The 16277-nt window shown below is 69.5% G+C and carries 19 protein-coding genes; 13 read left to right on the top strand and 6 right to left on the bottom strand.

Annotation, left to right across the window (positions count from 1 at the left end):
* The 3 genes from ACWCQK_RS33730 to ACWCQK_RS33740 all read left to right on the top strand — a co-directional run.
* A partial coding sequence (locus ACWCQK_RS33730) for a zinc ribbon domain-containing protein (RefSeq protein WP_451161612.1) occupies positions 1-225 on the top strand: 225 nt, incomplete at its 5' end.
* Between the two features lie 114 nt (positions 226-339).
* Positions 340-489 carry a DUF1427 family protein gene (locus ACWCQK_RS33735; RefSeq protein WP_451161614.1) on the top strand — a complete coding sequence of 50 codons (150 nt, stop codon included), beginning with the start codon at positions 340-342 and terminating at the stop codon, positions 487-489.
* A complete protein-coding gene (locus tag ACWCQK_RS33740) occupies positions 486-716 on the top strand; it encodes a DUF1427 family protein (protein ID WP_451161616.1) in 231 nt (76 codons plus the stop codon). Before ACWCQK_RS33735 ends, ACWCQK_RS33740 begins: the two co-directional genes overlap by 4 nt.
* Positions 717-788: 72 nt before the next feature.
* On the opposite strand, the gene ACWCQK_RS33745 is transcribed toward ACWCQK_RS33740, so the two are convergent.
* Entirely contained in the window at positions 789-1511 is a 723-nt protein-coding gene (locus ACWCQK_RS33745) for a Type 1 glutamine amidotransferase-like domain-containing protein (protein WP_451161618.1), read from the bottom strand.
* A gap of 211 nt (positions 1512-1722) precedes the next feature.
* On the opposite strand from ACWCQK_RS33745, the gene ACWCQK_RS33750 reads away from it, so the two are divergent.
* Both ACWCQK_RS33750 and ACWCQK_RS33755 read left to right on the top strand, forming a co-directional pair.
* Positions 1723-2364, top strand: coding sequence for an AAA family ATPase (locus tag ACWCQK_RS33750; protein WP_451161620.1), 642 nt, complete (start codon positions 1723-1725; stop codon positions 2362-2364).
* On the top strand, positions 2361-2621 hold the full coding sequence (locus tag ACWCQK_RS33755; protein WP_451161622.1) for a hypothetical protein: 261 nt from the start codon (positions 2361-2363) through the stop codon (positions 2619-2621). Before ACWCQK_RS33750 ends, ACWCQK_RS33755 begins: the two co-directional genes overlap by 4 nt.
* 81 nt (positions 2622-2702) lie before the next feature.
* On the opposite strand, the gene ACWCQK_RS33760 is transcribed toward ACWCQK_RS33755, so the two are convergent.
* Positions 2703-3665 carry a DUF5996 family protein gene (locus tag ACWCQK_RS33760; protein ID WP_451161624.1) on the bottom strand — a complete coding sequence of 321 codons (963 nt, stop codon included), beginning with the start codon at positions 3663-3665 and terminating at the stop codon, positions 2703-2705.
* 174 nt (positions 3666-3839) lie between these two features.
* Between ACWCQK_RS33760 and ACWCQK_RS33765 the strand changes: the two genes are divergently transcribed.
* The 5 genes from ACWCQK_RS33765 (at position 3840) to ACWCQK_RS33785 (ending at position 10061) form a co-directional block, all read left to right on the top strand.
* A complete protein-coding gene (locus tag ACWCQK_RS33765; RefSeq protein ID WP_451161626.1) occupies positions 3840-4034 on the top strand; it encodes a hypothetical protein in 195 nt (64 codons plus the stop codon).
* A gap of 55 nt (positions 4035-4089) precedes the next feature.
* Positions 4090-4848, top strand: coding sequence for a pirin family protein (locus ACWCQK_RS33770; RefSeq protein ID WP_451161718.1), 759 nt, complete (start codon positions 4090-4092; stop codon positions 4846-4848).
* A complete protein-coding gene (locus tag ACWCQK_RS33775; protein ID WP_451161628.1) occupies positions 4832-5605 on the top strand; it encodes a carbonic anhydrase in 774 nt (257 codons plus the stop codon). Before ACWCQK_RS33770 ends, ACWCQK_RS33775 begins: the two co-directional genes overlap by 17 nt.
* 131 nt (positions 5606-5736) lie before the next feature.
* The gene (gene wrbA / locus ACWCQK_RS33780) at positions 5737-6339 is read left to right on the top strand and encodes an NAD(P)H:quinone oxidoreductase (protein ID WP_451161630.1); all 603 of its coding nucleotides are present in this window, start codon (positions 5737-5739) and stop codon (positions 6337-6339) included.
* Between the two features lie 296 nt (positions 6340-6635).
* Positions 6636-10061 (top strand): phosphodiester glycosidase family protein, encoded by a 3426-nt coding sequence (locus ACWCQK_RS33785; protein ID WP_451161632.1) that lies wholly within the window; start codon positions 6636-6638, stop codon positions 10059-10061.
* 99 nt (positions 10062-10160) lie between these two features.
* Here the strand turns inward: ACWCQK_RS33785 and ACWCQK_RS33790 are convergent, their stop codons facing one another.
* The 3 genes from ACWCQK_RS33790 to ACWCQK_RS33800 all read right to left on the bottom strand — a co-directional run bounded on the left by ACWCQK_RS33790 (position 10161) and on the right by ACWCQK_RS33800 (position 11640).
* On the bottom strand, positions 10161-11105 hold the full coding sequence (locus tag ACWCQK_RS33790) for a YihY/virulence factor BrkB family protein (RefSeq protein WP_451161634.1): 945 nt from the start codon (positions 11103-11105) through the stop codon (positions 10161-10163).
* Positions 11095-11262 (bottom strand): hypothetical protein, encoded by a 168-nt coding sequence (locus tag ACWCQK_RS33795; protein WP_451161636.1) that lies wholly within the window; start codon positions 11260-11262, stop codon positions 11095-11097. The genes ACWCQK_RS33790 and ACWCQK_RS33795 overlap by 11 nt, the downstream gene beginning before the upstream one ends.
* A gap of 198 nt (positions 11263-11460) precedes the next feature.
* A complete protein-coding gene (locus ACWCQK_RS33800; RefSeq protein ID WP_451161638.1) occupies positions 11461-11640 on the bottom strand; it encodes a DUF6480 family protein in 180 nt (59 codons plus the stop codon).
* A gap of 238 nt (positions 11641-11878) precedes the next feature.
* On the opposite strand from ACWCQK_RS33800, the gene ACWCQK_RS33805 reads away from it, so the two are divergent.
* The 3 genes from ACWCQK_RS33805 to ACWCQK_RS33815 all read left to right on the top strand — a co-directional run bounded on the left by ACWCQK_RS33805 (position 11879) and on the right by ACWCQK_RS33815 (position 14825).
* The gene (locus ACWCQK_RS33805; protein WP_451161640.1) at positions 11879-12520 is read left to right on the top strand and encodes a superoxide dismutase; all 642 of its coding nucleotides are present in this window, start codon (positions 11879-11881) and stop codon (positions 12518-12520) included.
* 621 nt (positions 12521-13141) lie between these two features.
* On the top strand, positions 13142-13885 hold the full coding sequence (locus tag ACWCQK_RS33810; protein ID WP_451161642.1) for an alpha/beta family hydrolase: 744 nt from the start codon (positions 13142-13144) through the stop codon (positions 13883-13885).
* 196 nt (positions 13886-14081) lie between these two features.
* Complete coding sequence (locus ACWCQK_RS33815) at positions 14082-14825, top strand: transglutaminase (RefSeq protein ID WP_451161644.1); 744 nt, start codon at positions 14082-14084, stop codon at positions 14823-14825.
* Between the two features lie 195 nt (positions 14826-15020).
* On the opposite strand, the gene ACWCQK_RS33820 is transcribed toward ACWCQK_RS33815, so the two are convergent.
* Positions 15021-15674: a fasciclin domain-containing protein gene (locus ACWCQK_RS33820; protein WP_451161646.1), complete on the bottom strand. Its 654-nt coding sequence runs from the start codon at positions 15672-15674 to the stop codon at positions 15021-15023.
* Between the last annotated feature and the right edge of the window lie 603 nt (positions 15675-16277).

Consider the following 16277-nt stretch of genomic DNA (forward strand, 5'->3'; position numbering starts at 1 on the left):
ATCCTCACCAGCAAGGCTGAAAGCGCCGGCAGGGAAGTGATCGCCGTGGACCCCCGCAACACCTCCCGGACCTGCCCCGCATGCGGGCACACCGCGAAGGAGAACCGGCCCACACAGGAGAAGTTCCACTGCGTTTCGTGCGGCCACCAGGCGCACGCGGACACGGTGGGCGCCCTCAACGTTCTACGGGCCGGGCTGGTCCATCGCGAAGCCGCACCGGCATAGCGAGAAACCCCCTACGAGGGGGAGGAGTCACGGACGTGACCTCATCGGTGGCGGTGGTGCTGCCGGCTGCCCCGCCGTCGAGCGGCTGGTGGGGTTGTTCCGGGAGGATGACACATGGACTACGCCGCGTCCTTCGGAGCCGGTCTGGTCGTCGGCATCATGTACGCGCTGCTCAGGGTGCCCTCTCCCGCTCCGCCGTTCATCTGTCTCGTCGGTCTGGCCGGCATGCTGATCGGCTTCGCCCTGCCGGGGTGGCTGGCATGAGGAGCGAGTCGAAGATCTGGCTGCGGAGCTTCTTCCTGTCCCTCGCCGTGGGTGTGCTGGCCGGTCTCCTGTACTGGGCCATGGGTGTCAGATCCCCGGCCCCGCCGTGGATCGCCTTCATCGGGCTGCTCGGCATCCTCATCGGACAGGGCGCGACCCGCCGACTCCTGGGGCACCTGCGCAAACGTCGCTCCGCCACCGCGGAACACTCTGAGGCCGGCCCGTAGGGATGCCGCCCCGGCGAGACCACGGCGGAGACCGGGAGGCCGGTGACGCGAGGCCCGCGCGGCGACGAGGAGTCACCGTCCCTCGGCGAGCGGGCGGCACGGCAGGGCTCGCTCCGTCGATCCGCGCTCCCCGTCCGGCTCGACCCGGTACAGGCGGGCTCGTGGCGTGCGGCTCACCGCCTCGGTCAGGAGGCCGTCCGTGAAGAGAGCGCCGACGCCGTCCTCCAGCGCCCACCCGGCGGCGAGGGTGCTGGTGGCCACGGCCGCCCGGTAGGAGGAGCGGCGGCCCGGTTCGGTGTCGTAGTGCGGGCAGACTGAGCCGGGCAGCAGACCCAGCCCGTCGGGCAGGAACGTGAGCGGTCCGAAGGAATCGGTGTGCGAGCCCTCGGCCCAGCAGTTGGCGCCGGCGCTGATGCCGCACAGGAGCGTGCCACGGTCGTAGGCCTCACGCAGTAACCGGTCCACTTCGTGCACGCGCCATGCCGCCAGCAGGTTCGCGGTGTTCCCGCCGCCGACGTACACGACGTCCCGGGACAGCAGGAACGTACGCAGGGCGTCGTCGTCGAGTTCTCTTCGGAACAACGGCAGGACACCGGCCTCGCACTCGCGTGAGCGGAACGCGGCGAGAAACCGCTCGACGTAGGCCGAGGCGTCCCCACTGGCGGTGGGGACGAAACACACCTTGGGTCGGGGGGTGCGTGCCTGACCGAGCACCCAGTCGTCCAGCAGGCCGTCGTCGTCCGTGGAGAAGCCGCCGCCGAGGAGAGCCAGCCGACGCGGGGGAACGACAGTCACGGGAACGCCTCCTCAGGCTCACGAGCCCACGAGAGTGTACGGCGCCGCGAACAATGCCGGGCCGTCGGCCGCCTCCGCGATCGCGGGGCACGGACGGCCCCGGACTCATGCTGAGGACGAGTGATGGCTCCGTGGGCTTCGTGGGTGAACCCTGATCCCCCGTCCGCGCGGCTGACGGCAGGGGCGGCGCCGGCTCAATACCGTGACGAACGTGCTGCTGAGCTGTGCATTCGTCAATCTGAAGCCCGGAGTCGGGAAGACCACCAGTGCTGTCTGGCTGGCTCACGCCCTGTACGAACTGGGGATGCCCCCGCTGCTCGTCGACGGCGACCCGGCCGGTTCCGCGCTGCGCTGGAGTGAACTCGCCGGCGGCTTCCCCTTTCCCGTGATCGCCCTTCCGGTGGGCGACGTGCATCACCGCGTCGACGACTTCCTCGGTGGGCGCCGAACGGTGGTGCACGACGCCCCGCAGCTGGAGGACCACGCCCGCATCTCCCGCAGCGTCATGCGCCACGCCAACGAGTGGATCGTGCCCGTCACCCCGGCGCCGATCGAACTGGACCGGATGGCGCCGATCCAGACCGAGATGGCCGACGTACAGTCGCTGCGCACCCGGCCGGCGCGTACCGCCGTGCTGCTCAACCGCACCAACCGCCCCGACGCCACCCGCACCGGTCCCGACGCCGACGCCCGGGAAGTACTCGCGGAACGCGGCTTCGACGTGCTCGACACCCAGATCGCCCGGCTGGACCTGTACTCCCAGTCGTTCGGCGGCCCGGTCCGTGTTCAGGGAACGGCATACATGGACCTCGCCAACGAACTCCTCAAGCGTCAGGAGGCCGAGGCCGCATGAACCAGCGCAAGAACAACTACCGCGCGGCCCTGCAACGCGACCAGGCGGAACCGGCGCCGCGCACCGCCAAGGTGACCACGCTCAACGCGGGATTCGTCCGTGTCACCATCGAGGTCGAACCGGACGCGCTGCGCAACCTGGACCGCTGGACGGCACCGGCGATCGCCCTGCTGGCCACCACCTGCACGACAGCCCTGCACCTGCTGACCGCGTTCACCCCCAGGACACCGTCACCCGGCGCGAACCGCCGCACCTGACGCCGCGTGGCGGTTCCGGACCTACGCGCGGGCCGTGACTGATGTCGCCGAGCGAGGGCGAGGCAGCCGCGATGACCTGTGCTACCGGGACCGCGCGTGCAGGTGCTGTCGTTCCTCCCACCGCCGAGGGTCGGTCTCCAGATCGGCCCGGTCCCAGTCGCCGCACTGCGCGGCGGCCGCGTAGGTGGACTGGAGGAACTCCATCAGGACGGAGTCGGGGTCAGCGCTCGCGCGTACGGCCTCGTAGGGCAGGATGAACTGGCCGTACTCCCCGCTGTAGAACGCGTCGGCCGGGGATACCGGTGACTTCGCGAAGCCGTCCGGTTCCGGATAGCCGTAGGAGTAGAACGCGCCCTCCTCGCCACCGCCCGGCCAGAAACCACAGCTGCTCAGCTCTCGCGAGTAACTCTCGATCATCACCCAGTCGCCACAGCTCGGTATGCCGCCGGGGTGCTGGGGGGCCGGACGTCCGGAGAACCGTGTGCACGCCAGATCCATGGCTCCCCAGAAGAAGTGCACCGGGCTGACCTTGCCGGTGAAGTACGCGCGGAACTCACCCATGACACGGTCGGCCTGGAGCAGTTGTCGCCAGAACAGATGGGCGGCGGTGGCGTCGTAGGAGGCGTGGCGGTGATCCTCGGCGAAGGGGATCGCTCCCTCGACTTCGTTCGGGTGCGGCTGGATGACCGCGTCTATGCCCAGTTCACGCAGCGCACGCATGGTCTCGTCGTAGAACCTGGCCACCGACTTGGGCTCCATGCGCACGGTGCGGGTGGCGCCGCCACTGTCGCGTATCCGCATCTGGTGGTCGACGAAGTCGAACTCGATGTCGAAGGCGCCGAACCGGTGCGGGATCGCGGAGGTCCCCAGTCCGCGCGGAGTGACGTAGAGCGTCGCCTGCCACCAGTGGTTGACGAGGGGAGCGTAGGCGAGACGTACCTTGCCCACGATCTGCGTCCACATGTGCAGGGTGTCCCGGGTTTCGACCCAGTCACTCACCCGCAAGGGCGGCCACGCCTGATCCTTCGACCGTTGAATTGCCATGTCCGTGTCTCCCAGGCCGCTGTCCGGTCTCCGCCTGCCGCAGGGCACCGTCTCCATCATGCGCTCCCGCCTTCGTTCGCGCGCGGTGACTCGGGGCGCCCGGCCTCGGGCGAATGGCGAAGCGTCAGGGTGCCCTTTAGCGTGGAGCTGTCGATCGGCGCCACGGGAGGCTCAGTGGATGATCTCCAGTACAAGATGGTCATGGCGTTGAACGCCGCCGACATCGGCACACCCCTGTGTGAGCAGGTGGCCGGGATCTGCGCCGAGATCGCGGATCAGCACTGCGCTCAGCTCCATGTCGACGCCCGTACGTCCGGTGACGTCGTGCCCGAGATCCCGATGCCGGTGGCGTCGAGGAGCAGGCTGTGACGGGCCACGCGGGTACGGCGAAGGCTGTGGAGGGGGAGTCGCGGTGACCTCGGCCATGCAACCGACCGTCGATGTGCGACGCGCCGACGATCGCTTCAAGACGGAGCTGTCGTGGCTCGACTCGAAGCACTCGTTCTCCTTCTCGCGCCACTTCGATCCCCAGAACACGCATCACGGTGTGCTGTTGGTGAACAACGACGACATCGTCACCGCGGGGACCGGATTCGAGACGCATCCCCACCAGGACATGGAGATCGTCACCTGGGTTTTGCAGGGGTCCTTGGTGCATCAGGACTCCACCGGACACTCCGGACTGATCTATCCCGGCCTGGCTCAACGGATGAGCGCGGGCACGGGAATTCTGCATTCGGAGAAGAACGACTCGTGGCGTCTGGAGGGCGGCAGCACCCATGCCGACCCCGTGCACTTCGTGCAGATGTGGGTGGTCCCGGACGAGGCGGGAATCACGCCCGGCTACGAGCAGGTGGAGATCGAGGACGACGTGCTGAGCGGCGGCCTGACCACGGTCGCCTCCGGCATGGACAAGCACGCCGACTCCTCCGCCATCCGCATCCGGAACAAGTACGCCGCGCTGCACGCCGCACGGATTCCCGCGACCGGTTCCGTCACGCTGCCCGAGGCGCCCTTCCTCCATCTGTTCGTGGCCCGCGGGGACGTCATGCTGGAAGGTGAGGGCGCGCTCGCCGAAGGTGACTCGGTGCGCTTCACGGCGACCGGCGGCCAGAAGGTGTTCGCCGATCAGCCCGCGGAGATCCTCGTATGGGAGATGCACGCCAGTGTCCGGGACTGGTAGCCGGGGCGCGGGACTTCCGGGCCGCAGGGCTCTGCTCGTCGGCGCGGTCGCGGGCGCCACGACCGCGCTCGCGGGCTGCTCGGCGACCGGCGCCGCCACATCGGCGACCATCGCCACGCCGGAGCCGATGGCCAGCAGCACGTCGAATGCCGGGCAGCTGACGCCCGCGGCGGCGTTCGCGAGACTGATGGAGGGCAACGAGCGCTGGGTGAGCGGAGACCTCCAGCACCCTGACCGGGACCCGACCCGGCGTGAGTTCGTGGCCCAGCGGCAGGAGCCGTTCGGGGCGATCCTCTCGTGCATCGACTCCCGGGTGCCGCCCGAGCTCCTTTTCGACACCGGGCTCGGGGACCTCTTCGTGATGCGCACGGGCGGCGAGGCGATCGAGCCGGTGGTCACCGGTTCCGTCGAGTACGGACCCATGACCGGTGGGACCCCGCTCGTCGTCGTTCTCGGTCATCAGCGCTGTGGCGCCGTCGAGGCCGCGTACAAGTCCCTGCGTGACGACAAGCCGCTGCCCGGCAACCTGCAGGCGATCGTCAAGGCTCTGCGGCCGGCCTACGAGGAGACGGTCCGCCGGGGCGGGGACGACCCGGTGGAGACGATGGCCCGGGCCCAGGTCGAGCTGGCCGCGAACGAGCTGCGCTCCAACCAGGATCTCGCCCCGCTCGTGAGCAAGGGCGCCCTCGCCGTGGTCGGTGCCTACTACTCACTCGACACCGGCAAGGTGGAGATCCTGGCCGGCGCCCCGTCCTGACCGACCCCGTTCCCCATCGAGCCTCGTTCCCGATCAACCATCGCTCCCGATCGAGCCGAATCAGGCAAAGAGGGCAATAGGGTCGAAGGGTTGATATCTTCTCCGTGGTCCATCAGGAACGGGAGCAAACTGTGAGTGTTCGTGTCGCGGTGATCTACTACAGCGCCACCGGAAACGTCCACCAGCTCGCCCAATCGGTGGCGAACGGTGCCGCGAGCACCGGAGCGGAGGTGCGGCTGCGGCGCGTTCGCGAGCTCGCGCCCGACACCGCGATCGACGGGAACCCCGCCTGGCGTGCGCACGTGGACGCGACCAAGGACTCCGTGCAGGAGGCGACCCTGGACGACCTCGCCTGGGCGACCGCCTACGCCTTCGGCACGCCGACCCGTTTCGGCAACGCGTCGGCGCAGCTGAAGGAGTTCATCGACAGGACCGGCGGCCAGTGGCAGGCCGGCGTCTTCCACAACAAGCCGGCCACGAGCTTCACCTCGGCCATGAACCGCCATGGCGGGCAGGAGTCGACGGTGCTGTCCTTGAACAACGTCTTCTACCACTGGGGCTGCGTCATCGTGCCGCCCGGTTACACGGATCCGCTGCTCTTCGCGGCGGGCGGCAACCCCTACGGAACCAGCTGGCCGAGCGGTGGCGGGGAAGGCCCCGATGAGGCGACGCTCGCCGCGGCCGAGTACCAGGGCAGGCACCTGGCGGACATCGCGCGACGACTGAGCGACTGAACCGACGACGTCCCGCGCCGGTCACGGTACGGCCGCCCACCGTCCGATGGGGGTCGGCGGACGTGAGACCGAAGCCCCAGCTCACCGGCCCTCTGGGTGCTTCACGGTGCACAGTTAACGTGACCTGAATGGATGCGGTCCGGCGGCGCATCTGATGGTCATCTGTGCCACGCGGAATGGAAACGTGCGGTCCGCCCTGCGGGTGTGCGGTGTTCGTGCACGTCGGTGACCCACCGGCGTGTATGCCCGTAGGAAAGCACGTAATGACACCTCAGACGAAGAAAACGAAGAGAACCATGGGGGTCGGCCTCCGCCGTACCGCCGTGGCGACCGCGGCGGCGATGACGCTCGCCGGTGCCGTGGCCGGAGCGGGAACCGCGTTCGGTTCCGCCGAGGACCCGGCCGCAGACAGCCAGGCGGCGGGGCGGAACTGGCTCCCGGACACCCCGGAGAACTGGCCGCTGGTGGTGGACCACACCCGCACGCCGGCCGAGACCGTCACCCGCGGCCTGAAGCACTACAGCGAGACGTACGACACCGTCGGTGGCCGCCAGCACATGCAGGTGCTCACGGCGGACCTGCGCGACCCGAACCTGCGGGTCGGCATGGTCGAGGCCGGTGACACCATCACCAACCCGGCGGACGAGACCCCGTCGTCGATGGCCCACCGCACCCACGCGGTGGCGGGCGTGAACGGCGACTACTTCGAGATCCACGCCAGTGGCCGTCCGCTCGGCGGCGTCATGGTCGACGGGCACCTGCTGAAGAGCCCGAAGCCGGGCTTCGCCTCCCAGCTCGGCGTCAAGCCCGACGGCAGCCTGGTGATGGGCCCCGAGACCTTCTCGGGCACGATCACCGCGGGCTCCGCGACCCACGCGCTCACCTCGGTGAACACGGTCAACGACCTGACCTCCGGCGGCATCACCGAGGTCACGCCCGACCTCGGCGAGACTCCGGGGCTGGCCAAGCCCTCCACCCTGGTGCTCGGCCACACCACCGACGGCGGCTTCGTCGTCGACAGCGTGCAGAGCGCGGTCACCACCGTGCAGCGCCTCGCCACCGGCCGGCTCGGCCTGCTCGGCGCCGGCGAGGGCGGTCAGTGGCTCGCCGACAACCTGCACGTCGGCGACACGATTGGCCTGACCACTCAACTGTCTCCGGATAACGATGTCACCCAGCTCATCAGCGGTGTCGACACCCTGGTGAAGGACGGCAAGGTCTACAAGGACCCGACCGGCACCCCGCCGGGCGGCGCCAACCCGGAGACGGCCGTCGGCATCACCAAGGACGGCAAGCACGCCATCGTCGTCGCCATCGACGGCCACGGCGGCGCCTCCACCGCCTTCGGCGTGACGGCGGACCAGGCCGCGGGCTACATGGTCGCCCACGGCGCCTACACCGCCATGCTCTTCGACGGCGGCGGCTCCACCGGCATGGTCAGCCGCGCCCCCGGCGCCGACCAGGCCGAGGTCGTCAACACGCCGTCCGACCTGCCCGGCAACACCGAGCGCCCGGTCGCCAACGGCATCTTCTTCTACTCCACCGCCAAGGAAGCCGGCCCCGCCGTCAAGGTCGTGGTCAACGGCGGCAAGACGGTCACCACCGTCGCCGGCGGCTCCATCCCGCTGCCCGTGCACTCCCTCGACCGGTTCGCCAACCCGGCGGCCGGCCAGGTGCACGTCGAGATCTCGCCCGCGTCGCTGGCCTCGTACGAGGACGGCAAGCTCACCCCGCACCGCACGGGTGAGGGCCGGATCAACGCCTTCAACGGCAAGAGCTGGACCTCCGAGAAGCTCGAGGTCGTCAGCAAGCTCCAGACCCTCACGGTCTCGCCCGACAAGGCCGACCTCGACAACGGCGCCACCCAGCAGCTCGCTCTGACCGGCACGGTCAAGGGCGGCGACGAGGTGCAGATCCCCGCCGAGGCCGCCAAGTGGCAGGTCACGCCGGACAAGCTGGGCACCGTCGACTCGCACGGCCTGTTCACCGCGAGCGCCGACAACGGCGGTCTCGCCGAGGTGAGCGCGCAGGTCGCCGGAGCCACCGGCACCACCTCCATCGCCGTGGGCAGCGTCAGCAAGGTCATCGACCCGGTGAGCAGCCTCGACAACTGGCGGCTCAGCAATAACACCACCGGCAAGCCCGCCGCGCTGGTCGCCGACCCCGGCGTCGTCCCGCCGGGCTCCACCGAGTCCGGCTCGCTGCGGCTCGACTACTCGATGCCGGCCGCGTCCGGCGTCAAGCAGCTGGTGCTCTCGCCCCGGGTCACCCTGAAGACCGACACCAACAACGGTCAGGTCCCCACCGCCATCGGCGTGTGGATCAAGGGCGACGGCAACGGCATCGAGCTCGCCGAGAAGTACATCGGCGTCAACGGCTCGTCCACCACGCTCTACCCGACGTTCGTCACCTGGAAGGACTGGCACCTGGCGGTCGCGCAGCTGCCGGCGGGCATGCAGTTCCCGCTGACCATCAGCTTCATCGACTTCCTGGCGATCAGCCCGAGCACCGCCTACAGCGGCTCGCTCAACGTCGCGGGCCTGCAGGCGCTGTACTCGCCGCGACCGGTCACGGCGCCGGAGTACCAGGCGATCCCGCAGAACCCGAAGTGGCTCTCCTTCGAGCAGGACTCCGCGGACTTCGCCAAGCGCGGCACCACGATCCTCACCGGTGACGACGCGCACATGCTCGCCAGTGACCCGGGTTCGGTCAGCAGCAACGTGATGGACTCCATCGCCAAGCGGCTGCCCACCCTGACCCCGCAGGCGCGCCCGGACTCCGCCCAGTTCCTCGGCGACATGCCCGACGACGGCAAGCTGGCGGACCTGCAGTTCGCCAAGTCCAAGATGGACGCCCTCGGCATCCCCGAGCGCGACATCGTCGGCAACCACGAGATCACCCAGGGCGCCGACTCCGAGAACGGCAACTTCAGCGACACGTTCGGTGAGACCCACTACGCCTACACCCAGGGTGCGGCGCGGATGATCGTCACCGACAACTCGCACGGCAGCCTGCAGTCCTCGGACCCGTTCCAGAACCCCGAGGGCGTGCAGTACCCGTGGCTGGTCCAGCAGTTGACGGACACCACGGCCAAGGACGTGCTGGTCATCACCCACATGCCGGCCTACGACCCGCACCCGGCCGCGAACAGCCAGTTCACGGACCGCTGGGAGGCGCGGATGTACCTGCGCCTGGTGCAGCGCTTCCAGGAGACGCACCCGAAGCAGCACGTGATCATGATGTACGGTCACGCCCGCGGTTTCGCCGAGCAGATCCTCAATCCCGAGGGCGAGCACGTGACCACCGCCGAGGGCGGCATCCCGCAGTTCACCTTCGCGGACCTCGGCATGCCCGCCTACGCCCCGGCCGACCAGGGTGGCATCTACCACTTCGGTCTGGTCCGGATCGGCGACGACGGTGACCTGCAGTACACCGTCGAGCCCGCTCTCGCCTCGATCAAGGTCAAGGGCCCCAAGGACCCGATCACCCGAGGCGACCGCGTCACCCTGACCGCGACCGGTGACCAGATCGCCGGCGACAACATCGCACCGCTCACCATCCCGATCGCGAACCCGGCGTCCCACGTCTGGAGTTCCAGCAACCCCAAGGTCGCCTCGGTGGATCCCTCCACCGGCGACCTGACCGCCCACCGCTCCGGCACCGTCACGATCTCGGTGACGTCCGGCGGCGTCACGGGCGGCGCCCAGGTCATCGTGCAGTGATCTGACCCGATCAGGCGGGGTGTCCGGATGATCCGGGCACCCCGTCGGTGCTTCGCGGGACGACCGGCGGCACCGGCTCGCACGCGGTCCGCCCGGAGTTCACGGCAGCCGTCCGTCGGCAGCGTCAGCGGAATCCGCCTGCTCCGGCGCCTTCTTGCCGAGTTCGGCGGTGAACTGGGCGCCGGTGAGCAGCGCCAGGTTGGACAGCCACAGCCAGATCAGGAAGACCACGACGCCCGCGAGGGATCCGTAGAGCCTGCTGTAGGTGCTCAGGGCGGAGGCGTAGACGGCGAAACCCGCGGAGACGGCGAGCCACAGACTGGCCGCCAGGGCGCCGCCCGGCAGACTGCGCCGGCGCGCCGGTACCGGCCCGGTGTGGAAGACGATCACGACCAACAGCCCCACCAGGCACAGCAGAAGGGGCCAGCGCAGCACTCCCCAGACCCACGCGGCCACCACGTCGAGCCCCATCAGGCGGCCCACGGCCTCGGCGACCGGACCGGTCAGCAGCAGCAACAGGGCGCTGAACAGGAGCAGTCCCAGCAGCGCGAGAGCGGTGAGCACGATGCGGTGGGCCTTGCGCCAGGGGGAGCGGTGGTCGCTCACGTGGTGCATCCGGTGCAGGGCGCGGCGGAAGACGGCGAGATAACTGCACGCGGACCACAACGCGCTCACGGTGCAGGCGGACAGCAGCGTCCAGGCGGCGGAGCCGTCGTGCAGTGTGCGGGTCAGTACGTTGTGCAGCTCGATCCCCGACTGTCCGGGGGCGTAGGTGGTCACCTGCGTGATGAATTCCACGGCCGTGTCCGGGCTTATCAGGCTGAAGGCGATGACGACGACCAGCAGGGAGGGCAGCACGGCCAGGATGGAGTAGTAGGTGAGGGCGGCCGCGTAGTCGGTGATGTCGTCGCGCCACATCGACACCGCCGTACGGCGCAGCACGGGCCACCAGGTGGCGGGTCGTCGGATGCGGCCGCGGGCCGGCGCGAGCGCGGCCAGGGCGGGCGGACGGTCGGCCGAGGCGGACTGGGACTCAGCGGACATGCGACCTACCGTGCTGACTCGTACCGATCTGGACATGGGTGTGCATCGTACGGGCGCTCGTCGCGGTTTCGGCCTGTGTGGCGAGCGTGGCGAGCACGGGCGGGGTGGTCGGCGCGAAGGCGGGCCGTTCGGGGGCCTGTCCGGCTGAAACGACCACGGTTCGCTCCTTCCGGTGGACCCCACGCCGTGTCTGTCCCACCCTCCGGCGTCGCAGTGGTGCCGACCGGAGTGCGCGGAGCCTCGCCGCCGCGGGGATAGGGGTGACGAGGCTCCTTCGTGCGTGTGCCCCGCCTGAGGTCGCTCAGTCCCGCTCCGGCGGTCGCGTCGCGCCTGCGTCCGCCGGTGTGCGTACGCCTCACAGATCGATCATGCGGGCCACGAAGAACGCGGCGATGAGTGCGCAGCCGATCACGATCAGCGACAGCCAGACAAACGGGTGTTCCCACAGGCCGCCGTCCGGTCGCTCGGTGTGGGCCTCGGCGGTCGATCCTTCGACGGGCGGTGTCTCACCGGGAGGGTGCAGTTGTTCCGTCATCGTTCCACCTCTGACGCTGGGTCGATTCCTGGACGTGCTCGGTCCTCCGCCCTGCACGGTTCCGTGGATTCACTTCAATCTACTCATACCGCACTATTCGGCTCCGGGGTCGCGATCGGATGCGGCGGAACGCTCCGGCTGTCGGGGCGCCCCTGTGTGACGCCTGATCGATACGGTGACTTATTGCTGTTAGCGTGCAGCTGCACATCATTCGCAATTAAGTCGGAGGACGTTGGACATGCCGGTGTACACGCTCCCGGAGCTTCCGTACGACTACTCGGCGCTCGCCCCGGTCATCAGCCCCGAGATCATCGAGCTGCATCACGACAAGCACCACGCGGCCTATGTGAAGGGCGCGAACGACACGCTGGAGCAGCTCGCGGAAGCGCGGGACAAGGAGTCGTGGGGCTCGGTCAACGGCCTGGAGAAGAACCTGGCCTTCCACCTCTCCGGACACATCCTGCACAGCATCTACTGGCACAACATGACCGGCGACGGCGGCGGCGAACCGCTGGCGGCGGACGGGGTGGGTGAACTCGCCGACGCCATCGCCGAGTCGTTCGGCTCCTACGCGGGATTCAGGGCGCAGCTGACCAAGGCCGCCGCGACCACCCAGGGCTCGGGCTGGGGTGTGCTCGCCTACGAGCCGCTCAGCGGGCGGCTGATCGTCGAGCAGGTCTACGACCACCAGGGCAACGTCGGCCAGGGTTCCACCCCGATCCTGGTCTTCGACGCCTGGGAACACGCCTTCTACCTCCAGTACAGGAACCAGAAGGTCGACTTCATCGACGCCATGTGGGCAGTCGTCAACTGGCAGGACGTGGCCAGGCGTTACGCCGCCGCCAAGGAGCGCGGCGACAGCCTGCTCCTCGCGCCGTGACGCCGTAGCCGCGCCTTCTCGGACGACCGATGTGGGGCTCCTCCAGGCCATGTGCCCGGAGGAGCCCTTCCGTCGTTGCCGCCGGTCTGCCGGTCTGCCGGTCTGTTGTGGGGCAGGCGGGGGCTCGCGGCTTCGGCAAGTGGGGTGGTCCGCGTGTGAGCGAATGGCGCGCCGGACCAATCCGCGGGGGCGATCGGCTTCGGACCATGAGTGAGCGGGTCGCAACGGCCGGACGTCACTTCGGAGGCGCATCGCATGATCACCCTGATTCCGCGTCGGGCTGCTCGGCGGGCTGATCACCGCCGTGCCCCCTTGCCGGCGGAAGGCATTCGCGTTCACGTTCGGACAGGCCGGTCGGACGCGGCCGGGTCGGGTGCCACCGGTCAGGTGCCGCTGGTCAGGCGCCGCGCGATGCCCAGCCGCGCGTCCCGCTGGTGTCCCGCTCCTGTCCACTCCCGCCGCGCGTCGGTGGTGAGTGCCCCTGCCCGTGGTGATGTCTGACATCGTCATGCACAGCAGTGCCGGGGCGCGGCCGAGCCGTCGCCGCAGCGGCGACGGCTCCCCCCCCGGGGGTCCGTCGGTGTGAGGGCCTGCGCGCGTCGAAAGAGAACGAGGGATGACATGCCCGGATACCCGGTCGCCGGCTCGGAGCCGAGAACCGCCCTCGTGGTGCGGCATCGCCCGGAGACGGTGCGCGCGGCGGTGTTCACGCTGCACGGGGGACGCCCGGACAGCCGGCAGGTCTCCCGGCCCTGGCATCCCGAGGCGCTGCGGATGCGTCCGGTGCTGCGCGCGGCGGCGGAGGGGCTTCCTCTGAACCATGTGCTGCTGGGCCAGGTGCGCTACCGCTACCGCGGCTGGAACGGCGGCGACCCGGTCGAGGACGCCTTCGCCGCCCTGTCGTCCCTCGGCGTGCTGAGCGGGGACGTCCCCGTCGTCCTGGTGGGGCATTCGATGGGCGCCCGTGCCGCGCTGCGGGCGGCGGCCCATCCCGCGGTCCGTGGCGTCCTCGCGCTCGCTCCTTGGGTGCCGCCCGGTGAACCGGTGCACCATCTCCGGGGCAAGAGCGTCGTCGTCCTCCACGGCGACCGGGACCGGGTCACCCGGGCCGCCGATTCGACGGACTTCGTGTTCCGCGCACGGGACGCGGGAGCCCGGTCCGGCGTCGTCCTCATCCGCGACGGCGATCACGCGATGCTGCGCCGCTCGCGCACCTGGCACCGGTTGACCGCGCAGGTGGTGGGCGATCTGATGCGTTCCGACGCCAGGTTCGGGGGTGTCGCCGCGACGAGCTTCGCGGCCACCGTTCCCCTCGTCCTCGACCAGTGGAACCGCCGTGGTGCTGCCCCGGCGGTACCACGGTGAGCCTTCCGGCACTGGATCGTCCGTCGAGCTGACAACTGGCCGGCCACAACAACTTCGTTCACCGGTTGGGCCAAAGGCGTCACAAGGTGACCACCGCTGCCTACACTCAGTGCCTATGACTGACCTCGTAATCGATTACCTCCACCCCGGACCGTTCACCACCATCGACCCAGGTCAGTTCTGGCTCCTCCAGGGCATGACCCACGACCCCTTGGCGATATGCGCAGCCGCGCAGGCCCTGGTCGTCGCGCCGGGCGAGGCGACGGCGTTCGGGGTTTCCGAGCGCCGGACGGAGGATCAGGGCGTCCGGCCGGTCCGCGATCTCCTGGCGATCCTGGCCCAGCGCCTGCCCGAACCCCTTCACCACCCGCGTTCGCCCGCCGCGCGAGTGGTCGGAACGAGCAGGCACTCGGCCACGCTCGCCTGCGCGTTGTTGCAGTCCAAGGGCTATGCCGCCCGGGTCAGATGCGGCTTCGGCACCCGACTCGGCCGGGGAACGCTCGACGACCTATGGAGTACGGAGTTCTGGAATGCCGGTGAGCGACGCTGGATCCGCGTGACTCCGGGCCGGCCGCGAACCGACACGGCTGTCGAAGTAGCCTCTGAGCAAGGGTTCTTGACGGGTGGTGAGGCATGGCAGCGCTTCCGCGGCGGAGGCCTCGACGCGACGGAGTTCGGCGCCGAAGGGGACGGCTCCGCGCGCGACTCCGCCAGGATCAGCGAGAGTACGGTTCGTGATCTGGCGGCGCTCTGCCAGGTGGAGATGTTGCCCGGGGACACCTGGGGCCGGATGGCGGAAGCCCGCCAAGGCCGCATGTCCGTGGCCTACGACAACCTGATCGACGTCGTCGCCGCCGTGTGCGCCCGGGGAGAAGCGGCGGACCTGGCACGCCTCTTCCGCGCTCCGGACCTCGCTGTTCCCCCGCATCTGATCGGCTGATCGAGCCGATCAGCCGCGCGCGAGGGCGGTTCGGTGGCGAAGGGACTTTGCGCCGTGTGCCGCCGAGGACGGTTGCGCGCGCACCACACAGGGGCCGGGGCGATCGCCCCGACCCCTGGCCGTCCCCGTCGCGGGAGTCGGTCCGCCGGGCAGGGCGTCAGCGCAACACTGGCCGCCCGGCGAACCGGTGGCGCGTCAGCTGGCGGGCATGAGCACGCTGTCGATGATGTAGACGTTGGCGTTGGCGGTCTTGACGTTGCCGCAGACCACCTTCGCCGAGTCGTTGACCATGTAGGACTCGTCGGCCCCGGAGGTGGTGAGCTTCGACTTCTCCAGCGTGTCGAAGGAGCCGTTCTCCAGGTCCTTCGGAGCCAGTTGCTCGCCCACCACGTGGTAGGTGAGGATCTTGGTGAGCTGGGCCTTGTCGTTGAGGACCTTGTCCAGGGTGGCCTTCGGGATCTTCGCGAAGGCGTCGTTGGTCGGTGCGAAGACCGTGATGTTCTGGGCGTTGTTGAGGGTGTCGACCAGACCGGCCTTCTTCACCGCGGCGACCAGGGTCGACAGGGCGGGGTTGTTGGAGGCGGCGGTGGCCACGGGGTCCTGGGCCATGCCGTCGAACGAACCGGCACCGTCCTTGGGCACGGCCGAACAGGCCGAACCGAACGGCTGGTCCGCCGAGGCGGCTCCGGTCGAACCGTCCATGCCCTCGTCCGTCGCCGACGCGGTCGCCTTGCCGGAGGAGTCGGACTTGGCGGAGTCACTGCTGTTGTCCGAGCAGGCGCTCAGAGCCAGCGGCAGGACGGCGACCGCGGCGAGGGTGATGGCGGTACGACGGATGCGGGTGTTCATGGTGTTTCTCCTGTTGATCGATGCGGCAATGGTCGCCGGTGCACGGGAAGGTCGGAGGACGGAAATTCCTGGGACCTGTAGGAAAAGACGCCGACACCACGGGAATTCCGCACGGGAGTCCGGTTCGTCAGCGGTGTCGAAAGCGTGAGGAGAGCGATCGGCGACGCGGAGCGCGGCGCATTTCGCCGGTACGCCGTGCGCGGCGCCCAGGTGGCGGGGCGTCCGGCGGCCCGGGAGGCGCGGCGTGTTCTCGTCGTCTGTCACGTGGGGAATCCGGTTCCGGAAGGCCACCGGATTGGTCGATCACCACATCGGATGAACTTGTTTCCCAGACCAATCCGCACCCGCTTCGGCTACGGATATCTGTCCAAAGAGGTATTCCGGCCGGGCCTTCCGCGCGGATAGATGTGGTGGCACGGTCTTTTCGGATTCCGGCAAGACAGGGGGGTGCCCGGCGGCGCGGAATTCCCATCGCCGCACGCGACCGATGTCGCGAGCGGGTGGCAGGGCCGGGGACGGCGTGGACGCGCGCAGGACGGTGACCGCCGGCCAAGGCCGGCGGTCACCGTCCTGCGTCCGCTGTCGTAGCAGCCGACGTACTGG

The sequence above is a fragment of the Streptomyces sp. NPDC002306 genome (genome assembly GCF_053593435.1).